Source organism: Vibrio sp. THAF190c (assembly GCF_009363355.1).
Taxonomy (GTDB): Bacteria; Pseudomonadota; Gammaproteobacteria; order Enterobacterales; family Vibrionaceae; genus Vibrio; species Vibrio fortis_A.
In genome coordinates, this window is sequence record NZ_CP045338.1 from 3087501 (window position 1) to 3103722 (window position 16222).

Genomic DNA, 16222 nt, shown 5'->3' on the forward strand with positions numbered 1-16222 from the left:
TTTTTTATCTCTACACTCAGTCGCTGCAACAGCTGCCTTTCTGGGTATTCTCAGAATCCAGTGCCGCCAGAATTGAGCAGTGACTGGCATCGTCATCCACATGCCCACAGCACGCATCATTAATTTTTTTCAGGGCAATTCGAATCCGGCTCAGCTCTGCGATTTTCTCATCAATCATAGTCAACTTAGCGCTGGTAATCGACTTCACCTCCGCGCAGCTATGCTGGGTTGCCTCTAAGCGAATATCGAGTAATTCTTTAATCTCTTCTAGGCTCAGGCCCAACGCCTTTGATTTTAGAATGAAGGTCACCTGCTTTTGGTTATTTTCGTCATACAGTCGATAGCCAGACTCACTGCGACTCGCCGGAGCAATAAGGTGGTTTTTCTCGTAAAACCGTAGCGTATCCGCTGTTACACCACAGCGTTTCGCTAATTCTCCTATCTGAAACATAGTTTTTCCTGATTTTTCATTACTGCCACAATTAACCTTTTCGTTACTTTTCAGGCTCAAATGGCAATTTTCATAATTATTTTTGAGATGCCAAACGATTGCGCGAGCTTTTTTGTAATAAATTAGTTAGAATGTGCGCCATCAAATTTGGAGACTGTTACTTTCTTAGGTATTAAACATAAGAAGAAACGGAATCTCAAAGGTCTTTACCAAAACTGGCCAATATTTTATCTCTTGCTCTGTTGTACGTTAACCAGAGTGAAGAAGATAGAAACAAGTTCTTTTTTGGCAAATATCTTTATTTTAACTCCATGAATTTGAGGAAGATGGAAGCATGAATAACGCTCGTCCAATTCGCCGCGCCCTAATCAGCGTATCAGACAAAACTGGTATCGTTGAATTTGCACAAGCCCTTGCTAACCGTGGTGTCGATATTCTATCGACTGGTGGCACTGCTCGCCTGCTTGCTGAGAAAGGCATCTCTGTAACAGAAGTATCAGACTACACAGGCTTCCCTGAAATGATGGACGGCCGCGTTAAGACTCTGCATCCAAAAGTTCATGGTGGCGTTCTAGGTCGTCGTGGCCAAGATGATGAAGTGATGGAAACTCACGGCATCAATCCTATCGATATGGTTATTGTTAACCTATACCCATTCGCAGAAACCGTTGCTAAAGAAGGTTGTACCCTTGCTGACGCTGTTGAGAACATCGATATCGGTGGTCCAACAATGGTTCGCTCTGCAGCGAAAAACCACAAAGACGTAACTATCGTTGTGAACGCTCACGACTACGATCGTGTTATCGCTGAAATGGACGCCAACGAGAAGTCTCTAACACTAGAAACTCGTTTCGACCTGGCTATCGCAGCATTCGAGCACACAGCTTCTTACGACGGCATGATCGCTAACTACTTCGGCACTATGGTTCCATCTTACGGTGAGAACAAGGAAGGTGATGAAGAGTCTAAGTTCCCTCGCACGTTCAACCAACAGTTCGAGAAAAAACAAGACATGCGCTACGGTGAGAACAGCCACCAAGCAGCTGCATTCTACGTTGAAGCAAACCCTGAAGAAGCGTCTGTTTCTACTGCTCGCCAAATCCAAGGTAAAGCCCTTTCTTACAACAACATCGCTGACACCGATGCAGCACTTGAGTGTGTGAAAGAGTTCGACGAGCCAGCATGTGTGATTGTTAAGCACGCTAACCCATGTGGCGTAGCACTAGGTAAAGACATCCTAGAGGCTTACGACCGTGCATTCAAAACAGACCCAACGTCTGCATTTGGCGGCATCATCGCATTCAACCGCGAACTAGACGCAGCAACAGCAACAGCTATCACAGAACGTCAATTCGTTGAAGTTATCATTGCACCATCTGTTTCTGCTGAAGCCGTAGAAATCGTAGCGGCTAAGAAAAACCTTCGCCTACTTGAGTGTGGTGAGTGGACAACTAAGACAACAGGCTTTGACGTGAAACGCGTTAATGGTGGCCTACTGGTTCAAGACCGCGACCAAGGCATGGTTTCTCAAGATGACCTTAAAGTGGTTTCTAAGCGCCAACCTACAGAAGAAGAGTTAAAAGATGCTCTATTCTGCTGGAAAGTAGCGAAGTACGTGAAATCTAACGCGATCGTTTACTCGAAAGGCGACATGACTATCGGTGTAGGCGCAGGCCAAATGAGCCGCGTTTACTCTGCGAAAATCGCAGGTATCAAGGCTGCAGACGAAGGTCTACAGGTTGAAGGTTGTGTGATGGCATCAGATGCATTCTTCCCATTCCGTGACGGTATCGACGCGGCTGCAGAAGCGGGCATCAAGTGTGTTATCCAACCAGGCGGCTCAATGCGTGATGACGAAGTTATCGCTGCAGCAGACGAGCACGGCATGGCGATGATCTTTACTGGCATGCGTCACTTCCGCCACTAATTTCCTCTTCGTATTTGGCACTGTGGCGTCGTTAGCTGCTTTCGCCCACCCCGGTCACATAGCGGGCTATGCTCCCGGGGATGGGCTCAATTGCTGCCTAGCCACATCACCAACTACTTTGAGCAAAACTTATAATTTTGTTTTTTTAAATATTCCGATATTTGAAATACGTAGAGCAAGTCAGTGACTTTAGTTCAAGGAAAACACGCGGAGCTTATGACCATAAGTGAGCATGTTTGACACAGAAATAAAGGCTCTGAAGCAGCTATAAGGATTTTAAAACATGAATGTATTGATCATCGGTGCCGGCGGTCGTGAGCACGCACTTGGTTGGAAAGCAGCACAAAACCCAAACGTTGAAACAGTATTCGTTGCTCCAGGTAACGCAGGTACTGCACTTGAGCCAAAACTGGAGAACGTAAATATCGGTGTTGAAGACATCGCTGGTTTAGTGGCGTTTGCTCAAGAGAAAAAAATCGAACTGACTATCGTTGGTCCAGAAGCACCACTCGTCATTGGTGTGGTTGACGCGTTCCTCGAAGTGGGCCTGCCTATCTTTGGTCCAACTCAAGCAGCAGCACAGCTGGAAGGCTCTAAAGCATTCACTAAAGACTTCCTAGCTCGTCACGACATCCCAACCGGTTCTTACGCGAACTTCACTGAGATTGAGCCAGCTATCGCTTATGTTCGTGAGCAAGGCGCACCAATCGTTGTTAAAGCTGATGGCCTTGCCGCTGGTAAAGGCGTTATCGTTGCGATGACTCTTGAAGAAGCAGAAGACGCAATCAAAGACATGCTAGCAGGCAACGCATTTGGCGAAGCTGGCAGCCGCGTGGTTATCGAAGAGTTCCTTGAAGGCGAAGAAGCAAGCTTCATCGTGATGGTTGACGGCTCTAGCGTACTGCCTATGGCCACCAGCCAAGACCACAAACGTGTTGGCGACAAAGATACAGGTCCTAACACGGGCGGTATGGGTGCTTACTCTCCTGCTCCAGTGGTAACGCCTGAAATCCACAACCGTATCCTTGAAGAAGTTATCTACCCAACGGTACGCGGCATGGACGCAGAAGGCGCACCTTACACAGGTTTCCTTTACGCAGGCCTAATGATCGACGCTGACGGCACTCCGAAAGTTATTGAATACAATTGCCGCTTCGGCGATCCAGAAACGCAACCTATCATGATGCGTATGGAGTCAGACCTTGTTGAGCTTTGCCTAATGGCTATCGACGAGAAGCTAGACCAAGCAGAATCTAAGTGGGATCCACGTGCTTCTATCGGTGTTGTTCTTGCAGCTGGCGGTTACCCTGCTGACTACGCAAAAGGTGACGTGATTTCACTACCAACAAGCGATGTTGAAGGCCAAAAAATCTTCCACGCTGGTACAGCGAACAACGAAGCTGGCGAAGTTGTGACGAATGGCGGTCGTGTTCTATGTGCGACTGCTCTCGGCAATAGTGTTTCTGAGGCTCAGGAGCGTGCGTACGCGCTAACTAAACAAGTTAGCTGGAATGGTATGTTCCACCGCAATGACATCGGTTACCGTGCGATTGAGCGCGAACAGAAGTAATCTTTGTTGAGATTGCAGATACTAAAAAGGCGCTTCATGCGCCTTTTTTAATTTTCGAGCCGAATGTGCAGCCTTCAGAGTATTTAGCCTACCATGATCCATTTACTCCAAATGCTTTTCAGCAATGATATTTCTACTGCTCTTTCAACAGCGCAGGGCGCGTAATACAGTCATGGCTGTCTTCCGCTAGCATCAGTAACTCCTCAACCGATACACTGCCCTTACCGAGCGATACATCGCCCAATACTGCCGCATAGCTGTCTACCGTCGCTAAGCGATTAATCACGAAGCTTGGCAATGTTTGGTTGAATTCAAATTCAGTGAATTCGTCACCGTCACAGCTCTCAAACGAGCGGCCATTCCAGTAGCCTTGCAGCAACTCTAAACCCTCACCGTTTTGTTTGTCGGTAGCGGTTAAGACACTCGTCGCCTCTTTTTTGTAGCGCTCTAACTGCTCAGCTTGAATCGGTAAGATTTTTCCATCGATACGATGCTGTTGATAAACAGCGTCACCCGACGCATTAAAACGCACATGTACACGGTATGGCACGAGTTTGCCATTAGAGTCGCGCTGTTCACCTTCACGGATAAACTCACGTAGGATGCCATCAGACCAAGCATAATCGGTTTTGTACCAGCCATAATCACCTACAGTAACGTAGTCGGCTGAACTGTGTGGCTGTGTAAGCTTATTCGTGACCCAGTAAAAGCTGGTTGCGTCACCCATAACCTGACCGCCGGTGTAGGTTTCAAATTGTTCGAGATTTTGTGTCGGACTGGATGAGGAACATCCAACGAGAAGTGCTGAGAAGAGAGAAACGAGAAGAAATGTTTTTTTCATAAAACCTGTACCGAGGTGGAATACGACTACCTCGGTACAGTTTAGATTATTTCACTGAATCTTTCAGTGCTTTACCTGCAACAAATGCTGGAACATTTGCAGCAGCGATTTGAATCTCATCACCAGTTTTTGGGTTACGACCAGTGCGAGCTGCACGGTGGTTTACTTTGAAAGTACCAAAACCAATTAGCTGAACTTGATCGCCATCTTTAAGAGCATCAGTTACGCCACCAAGAGTCGCTTCTAGCGCAGCTTTCGCTTGAGCTTTAGAAAGGTCCGCTTTTTCAGCAATAAAGTCGATTAATTGGGTCTTGTTCATTTTAGGTTTCCCTTCTTTGTATTTTTAAATTCAATTCACTCTAAAACATAAATGCCCCATCTGGCAAAGGTTTGTCGACGATCTTTGACTCTAATGCCGTAGTTTTAGCCATAATATGAGTAATAACTCACAATTTGTTACTCAAATTCCCTTCCAAGCCCTTGTTTAAAGGGGGCTGAGACTAAAATTAATGATGACCAAAGCATCAATTTTTTTCTATAATCCAGCTTGAATCGCTGACAAAGCGTACAATCTATCATTAAGGGCAAACATGCTGCTGCTAACTATCTACGTCTCCATTGCGATTGGAGTTTCTTTTATCTGTTCTGTTTTGGAAGCTGTGTTACTGAGTATCAGTCCGAGCTACATCGCTCAACTCAAGCAACAAGGCCACCCTGCAGCTGAGTCGCTCGATAAGCTAAAAACAGACATTGATAGACCACTTGCTTCTATCCTAACGCTCAACACCATCGCGCATACTATCGGTGCCGCGACAGCGGGTGCGCAGGCGGCAGTTGTATTTGGTAGCCAGTGGTTGGGGGTTTTCTCTGCCGTACTTACGTTAGGCATTCTAGTGCTATCTGAAATCGTTCCTAAGACGATTGGTGCAACTTACTGGCGTCAGCTTGCGCCTGCATCTTCAAGAGTTCTACGTTGGATGGTGTTCTTCCTAACACCTTTCGTATGGTTCTCTGAGCAGATTACTAAGCGTCTAGCACGTGGCCACGAAGCGCCAAAAATGCGCGACGAGTTATCTGCAATGGCGATCTTGGCAAAAGAGAGCGGCGAGTTTGCAGAAGGTGAGTCAAAAATCCTGAGCAACCTATTAGGCATTCAAGATGTCCCTGTGACTCAAGTAATGACTCCTCGTCCTGTCGTATTTCGTGTTGATGCCGAGATGACAATTAATGAGTTTCTATCTGAGCACAAAGAGACGCCATTCTCTCGTCCACTGGTTTACAGCGAACAGAGTGACAACATCATTGGCTTCGTACACCGTCTAGAGCTGTTCAAACTACAACAAGCAGGCAGTGGTGAGAAATCACTGGGTGATGTAACACGACCAATTCACGTGTTGCTCAACAACCTAGTATTACCAAAAGCCTTTGACCAGATGATGGCGAAGCGCCTTCAACTGGCGATGGTGGTTGATGAGTACGGCACCATCCAAGGTATTATTACCCTTGAAGACATCTTTGAGCACTTAGTTGGCCAAGAGATTGTCGATGAAGCCGACAAGAACACTGACATGCAAGAACTGGCGTTTCAGCGTTGGGAAAACTGGAAAGAGACCCACGGCGTAATCGAAAGCCGCGATGACGAGCATGAAGAAGAGCTCGAAGAGAAAGCTGAACAGAAAGAAGAACCAGAGACCGAGGAAAAAACTGAAGCCGAAGCTGAGGTAAACCAAGAATCTGAAGTTTCTTCAGCAGACAAGAAAGCGTAATCAAGCGCATACAATAAAGGCTCCCGAGGGAGCCTTTATTTTTACTATTCAATCGTAAGCTTAGATAGCAACGCCAATGTTGCTGACTGGCTCTTCGCGTAATTCATGACGTAAGTCTTTAATCAGCTCAATATCACGCTCTGTGGTTTCACGTAGAGGACGGAAAATAGCCCACTGAACGTCCCACTCTTCACATACTGCTTCGTTCTCTTTTTGATTCTGGTTCGTCACTTCGTCTGCACCCTGAGCAAACTCAAGATCCGCGACCGTCTTAACCGACTGTTGGCTAACCTTTATCACCGCTTCAAATAGGTGTTCACGGTCCAACAAGCCATGCAGTAGTGTAGCAAGACCTTGGCACGCATCCATTGCAGGGTACACACCATAGAAGTCGAAATCTTCTGCACTCGGGAATAGCTCTTCAATTTTTTCTAATTGACGCTCAAAGTTCACCTTCGCGGTTTTTACCGTTAGGATTTCCCAGACACTGTCTAACACATCACGGTAGATTCGTGCTTCGGCAAATTCTGTATTCTCACAAAACATGGCATAGTTAGGGTACATACGCTCACACAGACACGCCATGAAAGTAATTTGTTGCCAAGGTTCTAGTTTTTCAAGACGAACCTGAAGTGGATTCTGTAGCATAGTCACTCAATAGTTGCAGAAAAAGACAGCGAAAGTGTACTTGATAAACCTTAGGGAAAAAAGGTAAGCCGATGAACAATTTCACCAATAAACTCTATATTCTCACCGAGCACGACGAGACCTATCAACAACTGGTCCTTGAACACGCCTTACCCGACCTAGAAATCACTGAAAACGCCGCAGAGGCTGACATTGTACTCGCGGCTCCACCTATGGTTGCTCAACGTCTGAAGGAGTTCACCAAGTTGGATTGGCTGCAAAGCACATATGCGGGTATCAACGCGCTAGCTAGCCCTGAGCTTCGTCAAGATTACACACTCACCAACGTCAGAGGCATCTTCGGACCACTCATCGCTGAGTATGTAATGGGTTACAGCATCAGCCACTACCGCCACTTTCAACATTACCACCAGCAGCAAGCTCAAAAGCAGTGGCAGCCACAGCTTTATCAATCACTCAGCGGACGCACCATGGTGATCCTTGGTACCGGTTCAATTGGCAGCCATCTCGCCAAGGTGGCGCAAGCCTTCGGTATTCAAGCGATAGGGGTTAACCGCACTGGCATACCACCACGTCAAACTTCATTAGATAGCACTTACCACATCAACGAAGCACACGTCGCTCTCAAACAAGCGGATATCATCGTCAATACCCTGCCCTCAACGCCACAAACCAACAAGCTGCTTGATGGTGAATTGCTCAGTCATTGCCAAGGTGCATTACTCTTTAATGTAGGCCGAGGCATTACACTCGATGAAGCAGGCCTTCTGTTAGCACTTAAAAACCGTTGGATCGAACACGCCTTCCTAGATGTATTTGAAAGCGAGCCTCTAGCAAAAGAGCACCCTTTCTGGGGGCTGCCTCAAATCACTATCACGCCCCATATTGCGGCTCTTAGTGAACCGCGACAGGTTGTCGAGATATTTGCTAACAACTACCAGTCTTGGCGCGATGGCTTTCAGCTCAAATACCAAATCGATTTCGACAAAGGGTACTAGCGGTTTACTTCACTTGTGGCGCTGCAATTGGGTACTCTTCAAACATCTGCTGCACCTGATCTTGAACGAATTCATTTCGCTCTTCAGAGTCCATGGTTTCAGTTAGCTGTCTTTGAGAGACGGAGCGCCACACCACGTCATTAGTTTGTGTATCAATCAAGTTCACACTGAGCTTGCCGTATTTCTTCTCTTTGACTCGAGTTGGCGTACTAACGCCAGCACCATAGCGGCTATTAATACTGCCCGTGCCAAAGCCAAAACTAAAGGTTGGCCCATCAGCTAGCAACTCAGACGCCTCTAAAATCTCATAGTAGACCGTCAACTGACCATCGGATTCGGATAGGCGCATACCTCTCAAAGCCATCTCTTTGTCGACCGCTTTCTTAATTCGGGCGCCATCTAAGGTCACTGGCGTATTGGGGTCCTCATGATACTGATAGGTAGAAAAGCCACTAAAATCGACCGAGGAGTCGTAATCGGTCGCCACGTCCGAAGCGCAACCAGACAACAGCATTGCACTCAATAAATAAGCAAAACCCACTCTCAACATACTCAACTCCTTCGAATTTCCACGCTATGTAGATCATAGTCGAAAATTATCGGGGCACCTGTGAAACTCTCAGAAACAAAAAAGCCCCTCACTGCAATAATGAGGGGCTTTGGCGAAAATCTTATTTTAAGCGTTACTTGTGGTAAGGCTTAGACAATTCATGTACCGCTTCTACGAACACGCCTGCATTTTCTGGCGGCACGTCTAGGTGGATACCGTGACCAAGGTTAAATACGTGGCCAGTACCCGCGTCACCGAAGCCTTCAAGAATCGTAGAGACTTCTTCACGAATACGCTCTGGAGAAGCGTAAAGCATAGAAGGATCCATGTTACCTTGCAGTGCAACCTTATCACCCACGCGTTTAACCGCATCTTGGATGTTGATAGTCCAGTCTAGACCAACTGCGTCACAGCCCGTCGCTGCGATCTGCTCTAGCCACATGCCGCCGTTCTTAGTGAATAGCGTCACTGGTACGCGACGACCGTCGTTTTCACGGATAAGACCATCAACAATCTTATGCATGTATTGCAGTGAGAACAGGTTGTAATCACGAGGAGTTAGTACACCACCCCAAGTATCAAATACCATGACTGATTGAGCACCCGCTTTGATTTGCGCGTTTAGGTATTCGATAACGCTGTCTGCTAGCTTGTCTAAAAGCAGGTGCAGAGTTTGAGGTTCTGCGTACATCATCTTCTTGATCTTAGTGAACGCTTTCGAGCTGCCACCTTCAACCATGTAAGTCGCTAGTGTCCATGGGCTACCAGAGAAACCGATCAGTGGAACGTCACCGTTTAGGTCTTTGCGAATCTGACGTACTGCGTTCATTACGTATTGCAGTTCACCTTCTGGATCTGGCAGGCCAATTTTCTCTACGTCTGCTTTGCAGGTAATTGGCTTATCAAATACCGGACCTTCACCCGCAGCAAAGCGCAGCTCAAGACCCATCGCATCAGGAATCGTCAAAATATCTGAGAACAAGATTGCTGCATCAAGAGGGAAGCGACGCAGAGGTTGAAGCGTTACTTCAGATGCCAGTTCAGCGTTCTTACAAAGCGACATAAAGTCACCCGCTTCAGCACGAGTTGCCTTGTACTCTGGAAGATAACGACCTGCTTGGCGCATCATCCATACTGGCGTGTAATCAACAGGCTGTTTTAAGAGTGCGCGTAGATAGCGATCATTTTTTAATTCGGTCATTCCGTAAATTCCAATTCAATCTTGTCTAGTTGTTGGCGTGTATTCTAACACTGATTGCAGGGTAAAAGCTGTGTGCTTTGCAACCTAGATCAAGTTATTAACTTTTAAATCAATGCTTAATTTGCACCCAATCATAGGCACATGTTAAAAATTTGTTCGCTAGCGAAAATTACAATTATAACACTGAGTTCCTACAACTCAGCATCTCATAACGACATCTTACTTACCCCCTCCACTTGTGGAGGGTTTTTTTTAGGTATTTGACCACCCATAGGCCAAATACTCCTGTAGGCCAATCCACCCGTTTTCAGATAGATTTAATCCGCAGCGATATCTTCAATCGTCTGCTCAATTAGCGCTCTTGCAATCGTCCCTTTCGGCGCAACTTCTGGCATAGAATCTTTCGTAAACCATTGAGCATCTGACAGTTCGCTGTAGTCTGGTTTCAACACGCCACCAGCATAGTCGGCAAGAAAGCCCATCATCATGCTTGAAGGAAATGCCCAAGGCTGGCTGCCGAAGTATCGGATGTTAGTCACATCGATTCCTGTTTCTTCTTTCACTTCACGAGCAACACACTGTTCGAGAGTCTCTCCGACTTCTAGGAAGCCCGCTATCACAGTATACATCCCGGTTTTGTGTCGTGGGTGCTGAGCAAGTAAAATCTTATTGTCGTGCCTTACAGCGACAATGATGCATGGAAAGATTCTTGGATAGTGCAACGTGCGACAATCACCGCACTGCATCGCCACTTGATTATGATTGAGGTGATTGCGACCGCCACATTGTGGGCAAAAACGCATGCTTTGGCTCATGTGACCGTACTGAATCGCTTTGCTAGCGAGCAGAAACAGAGCCTCAGGCCAGTGCAGCAATTCACGCAGGCTTTGCATCTCAAACTGAAGATCGCTGTCAGAATCATTTAGCCAGTAAACATGATGATTTTGATACTGACCAATGCATATCGCGTGTTCGATATTGAGTTCAAAATCCACAGCAGTGCCTAGTGGTAAGCGGCCTTCTATGGTCCAAATATCGCTTCCTGAAACGACACACCAGTAAGCTTTGTCAGTCATCTTACCGTCACTTTTTTTTAACATCCCTATGCCTCATTGCTTGCAGTTCGTTCATTTTACTGGCAATCTAATTTCATACTAGAGTTGTAGCCGATATTAATTCAGGCTATTACTTTTAGTAGCGTATAACAAATGGACCCCTACTTAAGCACTTATCATGATCACAAGGTTGTGATCAGATCATGAGGACATGGTCATGCTAAATAAATTTAAACAAGTACAAGAACAATGGGGTGGCTCGAATGAGGTCATCGATCATTGGCTCGAAACTCGACAGTCTCTAATCGTCGAGTATTGCAAGCTAGGTACCCTTCAGCCAGCTAACGGGCAATCAAACGTTGTTGAACTCCCTTCTCCTAAAGAAATCAGCTCATTTTGCGATCACGTTGTTGATTATATCTCTGAAGGTCATTTTAAGATCTACGATATGGTCATGGCAAAATGGCAAGCGACTGGCTTTAAAACCAACGACGAAATCGACACTACTTACGCGAAGATCGTTCTCACCACTGAGCCGCTGCTAGAGTTCAACGATAAATACGTAAAAGTAAGTGCAGACGATGAGTTGCCTAACTTCGAGGCCGACATGTCGAAGGTTGGAGAGCTACTTGAAGTGCGTTTTGAAGTAGAAGACCATCTGATTCAGCTTATTGCCGACAGTTTAGCGATTCCGCCAGGCGCATAAGCAAGAAACGAAAAGAAGATTAAATCGTGAGGGTTGGCGTTTATGACGTCAGCCCTTTTGCGTTCTTAGAACAGCATTTCCCAATAATAAAAGCTCATAACTCGGGTGCTCTTTAACTGGTGAGAGTTAGAGGTGACTCCCTACTCGCTCTTTCTTACACGATGGAATGATACTTTCCCTTCACCCAAAAACAAAAAAGGCACCCGAAGGTGCCTTTTCTTTTAAGCTCTTAACGATTACTCGTCAGAAGAGAAGCCTGCATTTAGAAGTGCAGCTAGGTTGTCAGTAGCTTGTTCAGCTGAAGGACCTTCTTGCTCTTCTTCGCGCTTAGCTTGACGCTCTTGGTGGTATGCGAAACCAGTACCAGCTGGGATCAGACGACCAACAATTACGTTCTCTTTCAGACCACGTAGGTCATCACGCTTACCAGAAACCGCAGCTTCTGTTAGTACGCGAGTTGTCTCCTGGAACGATGCCGCAGAGATGAACGACTCAGTTGCTAGAGATGCTTTAGTAATACCTAGTAGTTCGCGCTCGAAGCGCACTAGTTCTTTACCTTCCGCTTCTAGAGCGCGGTTAGCAATCTTAACTTGTGAGTATTCAACTTGCTCGCCAGGTAGGAACTCAGAGTCACCTGCGTGCGTGATTGTACACTTACGTAGCATTTGACGAACGATAGTCTCGATGTGCTTATCGTTAATCTTTACGCCTTGTAGACGGTAAACTTCTTGAACTTCGTTCGCGATGTACTGAGTCACAGCGTGAATACCACGTAGACGTAGGATGTCATGTGGAGTTTCTGGACCGTCAGCGATTACATCACCACGTTCAATCTTCTCACCTTCAAACACGTTCAGTTGACGATGCTTAGGAATCATCTCTTCGTAAGTTTCGCCACCCTCGCGAGTGATAACTAGACGACGCTTACCTTTCGTTTCTTTACCGAAAGACACAGTACCTGTGTGCTCAGCAAGGATCGCAGGCTCTTTAGGCTTACGAGCTTCGAATAGGTCTGCTACGCGTGGTAGACCACCGGTGATATCTTTGTTACCGCCAGATTTCTGAGGGATACGTGCAAGAGTGTCACCAATGCCAACTTCTGCACCATCTTCGATGTTTACAATCGCTTTACCAGGTAGGAAGTAGTGAGCTGGCATATCAGTACCAGGGATCATTACGTCGTTGCCTGCTGCATCAACAAGTTTGATAGCTGGACGCATATCTTTACCTGCTGCTGGACGCGCTGCTGCATCAGTTACTTCAGAAGAAGATAGACCTGTTAGGTCATCTGTCTGACGAGAAACTGTTACGCCATCGATCATGTCTACGAACTGGATGCGACCTGCCACTTCAGTGATGATTGGCATAGTGTGCGCTTCCCAGTTAGCTACTACTTCACCCGCATCAACTGAATCTTCGTGACCTTTAGTCAGCGTAGAACCGTAAGGAAGTTTGTGCTTCTCTTTCGTACGACCGAACTCATCAACGATGGTTAGCTCAGATGCACGAGAAGTGATTACAAGCTTCTTGTCTTTGTTGATAACGAATTTAGCGTTGTGTAGCTTAACCGTACCTGTAGTCTTAGCTTGGATGCTGTTCTCTGCTGCTGCAGTAGATGCCGCACCACCGATGTGGAACGTACGCATCGTTAGCTGTGTACCCGGCTCACCGATAGATTGTGCAGCGATAACACCAACTGCTTCACCTTGGTTCACTAGGTGACCACGTGCTAGGTCACGACCGTAACACTGTGCACAACAACCGAAGTCAGCGTCACACGTTACAACTGAACGTACTTTGATGCTGTCTACAGAGTTGTCTTCCATGATCTGACACCACTTCTCATCAATCAGAGTATTACGTGGAATTAGAACATCTTCAGAACCAGGCTTAAGAACGTCTTCAGCTACTACACGACCTAGAGCAAGCTCAGAAAGTGCAACTTTAACGTCACCACCTTCGATGTGAGGCATCATATCGATACCTTCGTGCGTGCCACAGTCATGTTCGTGTACTACAACGTCTTGAGCAACGTCTACTAGACGACGAGTTAGGTAACCCGAGTTCGCTGTTTTCAGTGCCGTATCCGCAAGACCCTTACGAGCACCGTGCGTTGAGATAAAGTACTGAAGTACGTTTAGACCTTCTTTAAAGTTCGCAGTGATCGGTGTCTCGATGATTGAGCCATCTGGACGTGCCATCAGACCACGCATACCCGCTAGCTGACGAATCTGAGCTGCAGAACCACGAGCGCCCGAGTCGGCCATCATGTAGATGCTGTTGAACGATTCTTGCTGCTCTTCTTCACCGTCACGGTTGATAACAGTTTCAGAAGATAGGTTATCCATCATCGCTTTCGCAACGCGGTCGTTCGTAGACGCCCAGATATCGATAACTTTGTTGTAACGCTCACCCGCAGTAACAAGACCAGATTGGAATTGCTCTTGGATTTCGCGAACTTCTTCTTCAGCAGATTCGATCTCATCGTATTTCGCTTGAGGTACAACCATGTCGTTGATACCTACAGAAACACCAGAAAGTGCTGCGTATGCAAAACCTGCGTACATGATTTGGTCAGCAAAGACTACTGTGTCTTTCAGGCCAAGCTTACGGTAAGCCTCGTTAAGCAGGTTAGAAATCTGTTTCTTACCAAGCTTTTGGTTAACTAGGCTGAACGGTAGGCCCGCTGGAACGATTTGCCATAGCATTGCACGGCCGACAGTTGTATCAACCATCTTCGTTTCAGTTGTGCTGTTACCATCTTCGTCTTTAACAGTCTCAGTGATACGAACTTTAACGCGAGCGTGTAGCTCAGCAGTCTTAGTACGGTATGCCTTCTCAGCCTCTGCAGGGCCAGCAAGGTACATACCTTCGCCTTTCACGTTGATCTTGTCACGAGTCATGTAGTAAAGACCCAATACAACGTCCTGAGAAGGTACGATGATCGGATCACCTGACGCTGGCGACAGAATGTTGTTTGTCGACATCATCAGTGTACGTGCTTCAAGCTGTGCTTCTAGAGTTAGAGGCACGTGTACCGCCATTTGGTCACCATCGAAGTCGGCGTTATATGCCGCACACACTAGTGGGTGAAGCTGGATCGCTTTACCTTCGATTAGTACTGGTTCAAACGCTTGGATACCTAGACGGTGAAGTGTAGGTGCACGGTTAAGCAGTACTGGGTGTTCGCGGATTACTTCGTCTAGGATATCCCAAACGATAGCTTCTTCGCGCTCTACCATCTTCTTAGCAGCTTTGATTGTCGTAGCCATGCCACGAGTCTCTAGCTTGCTGTAGATGAACGGCTTAAATAGCTCAAGTGCCATCTTCTTAGGAAGACCACACTGATGTAGACGAAGGTATGGACCTACTGTGATTACAGAACGGCCAGAGTAGTCTACACGTTTACCTAGAAGGTTCTGACGGAAACGACCCTGTTTACCCTTGATCATATCAGCAAGAGATTTCAAAGGACGCTTGTTCGAACCTGTTATCGCACGACCGCGACGACCGTTATCTAGAAGGGCATCAACAGACTCTTGCAGCATACGCTTTTCGTTACGTACGATGATGTCTGGAGCCGCTAGCTCTAGAAGACGCTTCAAACGGTTGTTACGGTTGATCACACGACGGTAAAGGTCGTTCAGATCTGAAGTCGCGAAACGACCGCCATCTAGAGGAACTAGAGGACGTAGATCTGGCGGAAGAACCGGAAGTACAGTCAGAATCATCCATTGCGGATCGTTACCCGATGCAATGAACGCTTCAACTAGCTTCAGGCGCTTAGTGATCTTCTTACGCTTAGTTTCAGAGTTAGTTGTTTCCAACTCTTCGCGCATTTCTTCCACTTCTTGATGAAGGTCCATTGTTGCAAGCAGATCTTTGATCGCTTCTGCACCCATCTTAGCAGTGAATTCATCACCCCACTCTTCTAGACGATCCAGATACTCTTCTTCAGTAAGCATCTGAGATTTTTCTAGATCAGTCATACCTGGCTCAGTTACTACGTACATTTCGAAGTAAAGAACACGTTCGATATCACGTAGAGGGATATCCATTAGTAGACCGATACGAGACGGTAGTGATTTTAGGAACCAGATGTGAGCAACTGGTGAAGCAAGCTCGATGTGGCCCATACGGTCACGACGAACTTTAGTTTGTGTAACTTCTACGCCACACTTCTCACAGATAACACCACGGTGTTTCAGACGCTTGTATTTGCCACAAAGACATTCGTAGTCTTTAACTGGACCAAAGATACGCGCACAGAACAGACCATCGCGCTCAGGTTTGAACGTACGATAGTTGATCGTCTCAGGTTTTTTAACTTCACCGAAAGACCATGAACGGATCATGTCTGGTGAAGATAGACCGATTTTGATTGCATCAAATTCTTCGGTCTTATGCTGCGCTTTTAGAAAGTTTAATAAGTCTTTCACAATCAGCTCCTGTAAGGAGTTAAAAGGAGCTCACCCGCAAAAGTGAGCACCTTCTACCAATAATCCCGTG

At 46.6% G+C, this 16222-nt stretch carries 13 protein-coding genes; 5 read left to right on the top strand and 8 right to left on the bottom strand.

The window, feature by feature from the left end; all coding sequences use genetic code 11:
* Positions 1 to 16 precede the first annotated feature (16 nt).
* Positions 17 to 451 carry a Zn(2+)-responsive transcriptional regulator gene (gene zntR, locus FIV04_RS13985; RefSeq protein WP_032549928.1) on the bottom strand — a complete coding sequence of 145 codons (435 nt, stop codon included), beginning with the start codon at positions 449 to 451 and terminating at the stop codon, positions 17 to 19.
* A 334-nt stretch (positions 452 to 785) separates the two neighbouring features.
* On the opposite strand from zntR, the gene purH reads away from it, so the two are divergent.
* Together purH and purD are read left to right on the top strand one after the other, a co-directional pair.
* The gene (gene purH, locus FIV04_RS13995) at positions 786 to 2378 is read left to right on the top strand and encodes a bifunctional phosphoribosylaminoimidazolecarboxamide formyltransferase/IMP cyclohydrolase (RefSeq protein ID WP_152469415.1); all 1593 of its coding nucleotides are present in this window, start codon (positions 786 to 788) and stop codon (positions 2376 to 2378) included.
* Positions 2379 to 2661: 283 nt separating this feature from the next.
* A complete protein-coding gene (gene purD / locus FIV04_RS14000) occupies positions 2662 to 3948 on the top strand; it encodes a phosphoribosylamine--glycine ligase (RefSeq protein ID WP_152469416.1) in 1287 nt (428 codons plus the stop codon).
* 133 nt (positions 3949 to 4081) lie between these two features.
* On the opposite strand, the gene FIV04_RS14005 is transcribed toward purD, so the two are convergent.
* Together FIV04_RS14005 and hupA are read right to left on the bottom strand one after the other, a co-directional pair.
* Entirely contained in the window at positions 4082 to 4789 is a 708-nt protein-coding gene (locus FIV04_RS14005) for a DUF1481 domain-containing protein (protein WP_152469417.1), read from the bottom strand.
* Between the two features lie 46 nt (positions 4790 to 4835).
* Positions 4836 to 5108: a nucleoid-associated protein HU-alpha gene (gene hupA / locus FIV04_RS14010; RefSeq protein ID WP_004729753.1), complete on the bottom strand. Its 273-nt coding sequence runs from the start codon at positions 5106 to 5108 to the stop codon at positions 4836 to 4838.
* A 271-nt stretch (positions 5109 to 5379) separates the two neighbouring features.
* Between hupA and FIV04_RS14015 the strand changes: the two genes are divergently transcribed.
* Entirely contained in the window at positions 5380 to 6555 is a 1176-nt protein-coding gene (locus FIV04_RS14015; RefSeq protein WP_253895350.1) for a CNNM domain-containing protein, read from the top strand.
* Between the two features lie 60 nt (positions 6556 to 6615).
* Here FIV04_RS14015 and FIV04_RS14020 read toward each other — a convergent pair whose 3' ends face one another.
* On the bottom strand, positions 6616 to 7203 hold the full coding sequence (locus FIV04_RS14020) for a YjaG family protein (protein WP_032549920.1): 588 nt from the start codon (positions 7201 to 7203) through the stop codon (positions 6616 to 6618).
* Between the two features lie 71 nt (positions 7204 to 7274).
* On the opposite strand from FIV04_RS14020, the gene FIV04_RS14025 reads away from it, so the two are divergent.
* A complete protein-coding gene (locus FIV04_RS14025) occupies positions 7275 to 8201 on the top strand; it encodes a D-2-hydroxyacid dehydrogenase (RefSeq protein ID WP_152469418.1) in 927 nt (308 codons plus the stop codon).
* A gap of 4 nt (positions 8202 to 8205) precedes the next feature.
* Here the strand turns inward: FIV04_RS14025 and FIV04_RS14030 are convergent, their stop codons facing one another.
* The 3 genes from FIV04_RS14030 to nudC all read right to left on the bottom strand — a co-directional run bounded on the left by FIV04_RS14030 (position 8206) and on the right by nudC (position 11052).
* Positions 8206 to 8751 (bottom strand): DUF4136 domain-containing protein, encoded by a 546-nt coding sequence (locus tag FIV04_RS14030; RefSeq protein ID WP_152469419.1) that lies wholly within the window; start codon positions 8749 to 8751, stop codon positions 8206 to 8208.
* Between the two features lie 133 nt (positions 8752 to 8884).
* Positions 8885 to 9952 (bottom strand): uroporphyrinogen decarboxylase, encoded by a 1068-nt coding sequence (gene hemE, locus FIV04_RS14035; RefSeq protein ID WP_032549917.1) that lies wholly within the window; start codon positions 9950 to 9952, stop codon positions 8885 to 8887.
* A 317-nt stretch (positions 9953 to 10269) separates the two neighbouring features.
* Complete coding sequence (nudC, locus tag FIV04_RS14040; protein WP_150869417.1) at positions 10270 to 11052, bottom strand: NAD(+) diphosphatase; 783 nt, start codon at positions 11050 to 11052, stop codon at positions 10270 to 10272.
* Between the two features lie 166 nt (positions 11053 to 11218).
* Here nudC and rsd point away from each other — a divergent pair, with 166 nt between their 5' ends.
* On the top strand, positions 11219 to 11713 hold the full coding sequence (gene rsd, locus FIV04_RS14045) for a sigma D regulator (RefSeq protein WP_152469420.1): 495 nt from the start codon (positions 11219 to 11221) through the stop codon (positions 11711 to 11713).
* Positions 11714 to 11949: 236 nt separating this feature from the next.
* On the opposite strand, the gene rpoC is transcribed toward rsd, so the two are convergent.
* Positions 11950 to 16152 carry a DNA-directed RNA polymerase subunit beta' gene (gene rpoC, locus FIV04_RS14050; RefSeq protein ID WP_032549914.1) on the bottom strand — a complete coding sequence of 1401 codons (4203 nt, stop codon included), beginning with the start codon at positions 16150 to 16152 and terminating at the stop codon, positions 11950 to 11952.
* Between the last annotated feature and the right edge of the window lie 70 nt (positions 16153 to 16222).

What these genes read in the sequence shown, in the direction of transcription:
- zntR (WP_032549928.1), bottom strand. Translation starts at nt 451, where the DNA reads ATGTTTCAGATAGGAGAATTAGCGAAACGCTGTGGTGTAACAGCGGAT.
- purH (WP_152469415.1), top strand. Translation starts at nt 786, where the DNA reads ATGAATAACGCTCGTCCAATTCGCCGCGCCCTAATCAGCGTATCAGAC.
- purD (WP_152469416.1), top strand. Translation starts at nt 2,662, where the DNA reads ATGAATGTATTGATCATCGGTGCCGGCGGTCGTGAGCACGCACTTGGT.
- FIV04_RS14005 (WP_152469417.1), bottom strand. Translation starts at nt 4,789, where the DNA reads ATGAAAAAAACATTTCTTCTCGTTTCTCTCTTCTCAGCACTTCTCGTT.
- hupA (WP_004729753.1), bottom strand. Translation starts at nt 5,108, where the DNA reads ATGAACAAGACCCAATTAATCGACTTTATTGCTGAAAAAGCGGACCTT.
- FIV04_RS14015 (WP_253895350.1), top strand. Translation starts at nt 5,380, where the DNA reads ATGCTGCTGCTAACTATCTACGTCTCCATTGCGATTGGAGTTTCTTTT.
- FIV04_RS14020 (WP_032549920.1), bottom strand. Translation starts at nt 7,203, where the DNA reads ATGCTACAGAATCCACTTCAGGTTCGTCTTGAAAAACTAGAACCTTGG.
- FIV04_RS14025 (WP_152469418.1), top strand. Translation starts at nt 7,275, where the DNA reads ATGAACAATTTCACCAATAAACTCTATATTCTCACCGAGCACGACGAG.
- FIV04_RS14030 (WP_152469419.1), bottom strand. Translation starts at nt 8,751, where the DNA reads ATGTTGAGAGTGGGTTTTGCTTATTTATTGAGTGCAATGCTGTTGTCT.
- hemE (WP_032549917.1), bottom strand. Translation starts at nt 9,952, where the DNA reads ATGACCGAATTAAAAAATGATCGCTATCTACGCGCACTCTTAAAACAG.
- nudC (WP_150869417.1), bottom strand. Translation starts at nt 11,052, where the DNA reads ATGTTAAAAAAAAGTGACGGTAAGATGACTGACAAAGCTTACTGGTGT.
- rsd (WP_152469420.1), top strand. Translation starts at nt 11,219, where the DNA reads ATGGTCATGCTAAATAAATTTAAACAAGTACAAGAACAATGGGGTGGC.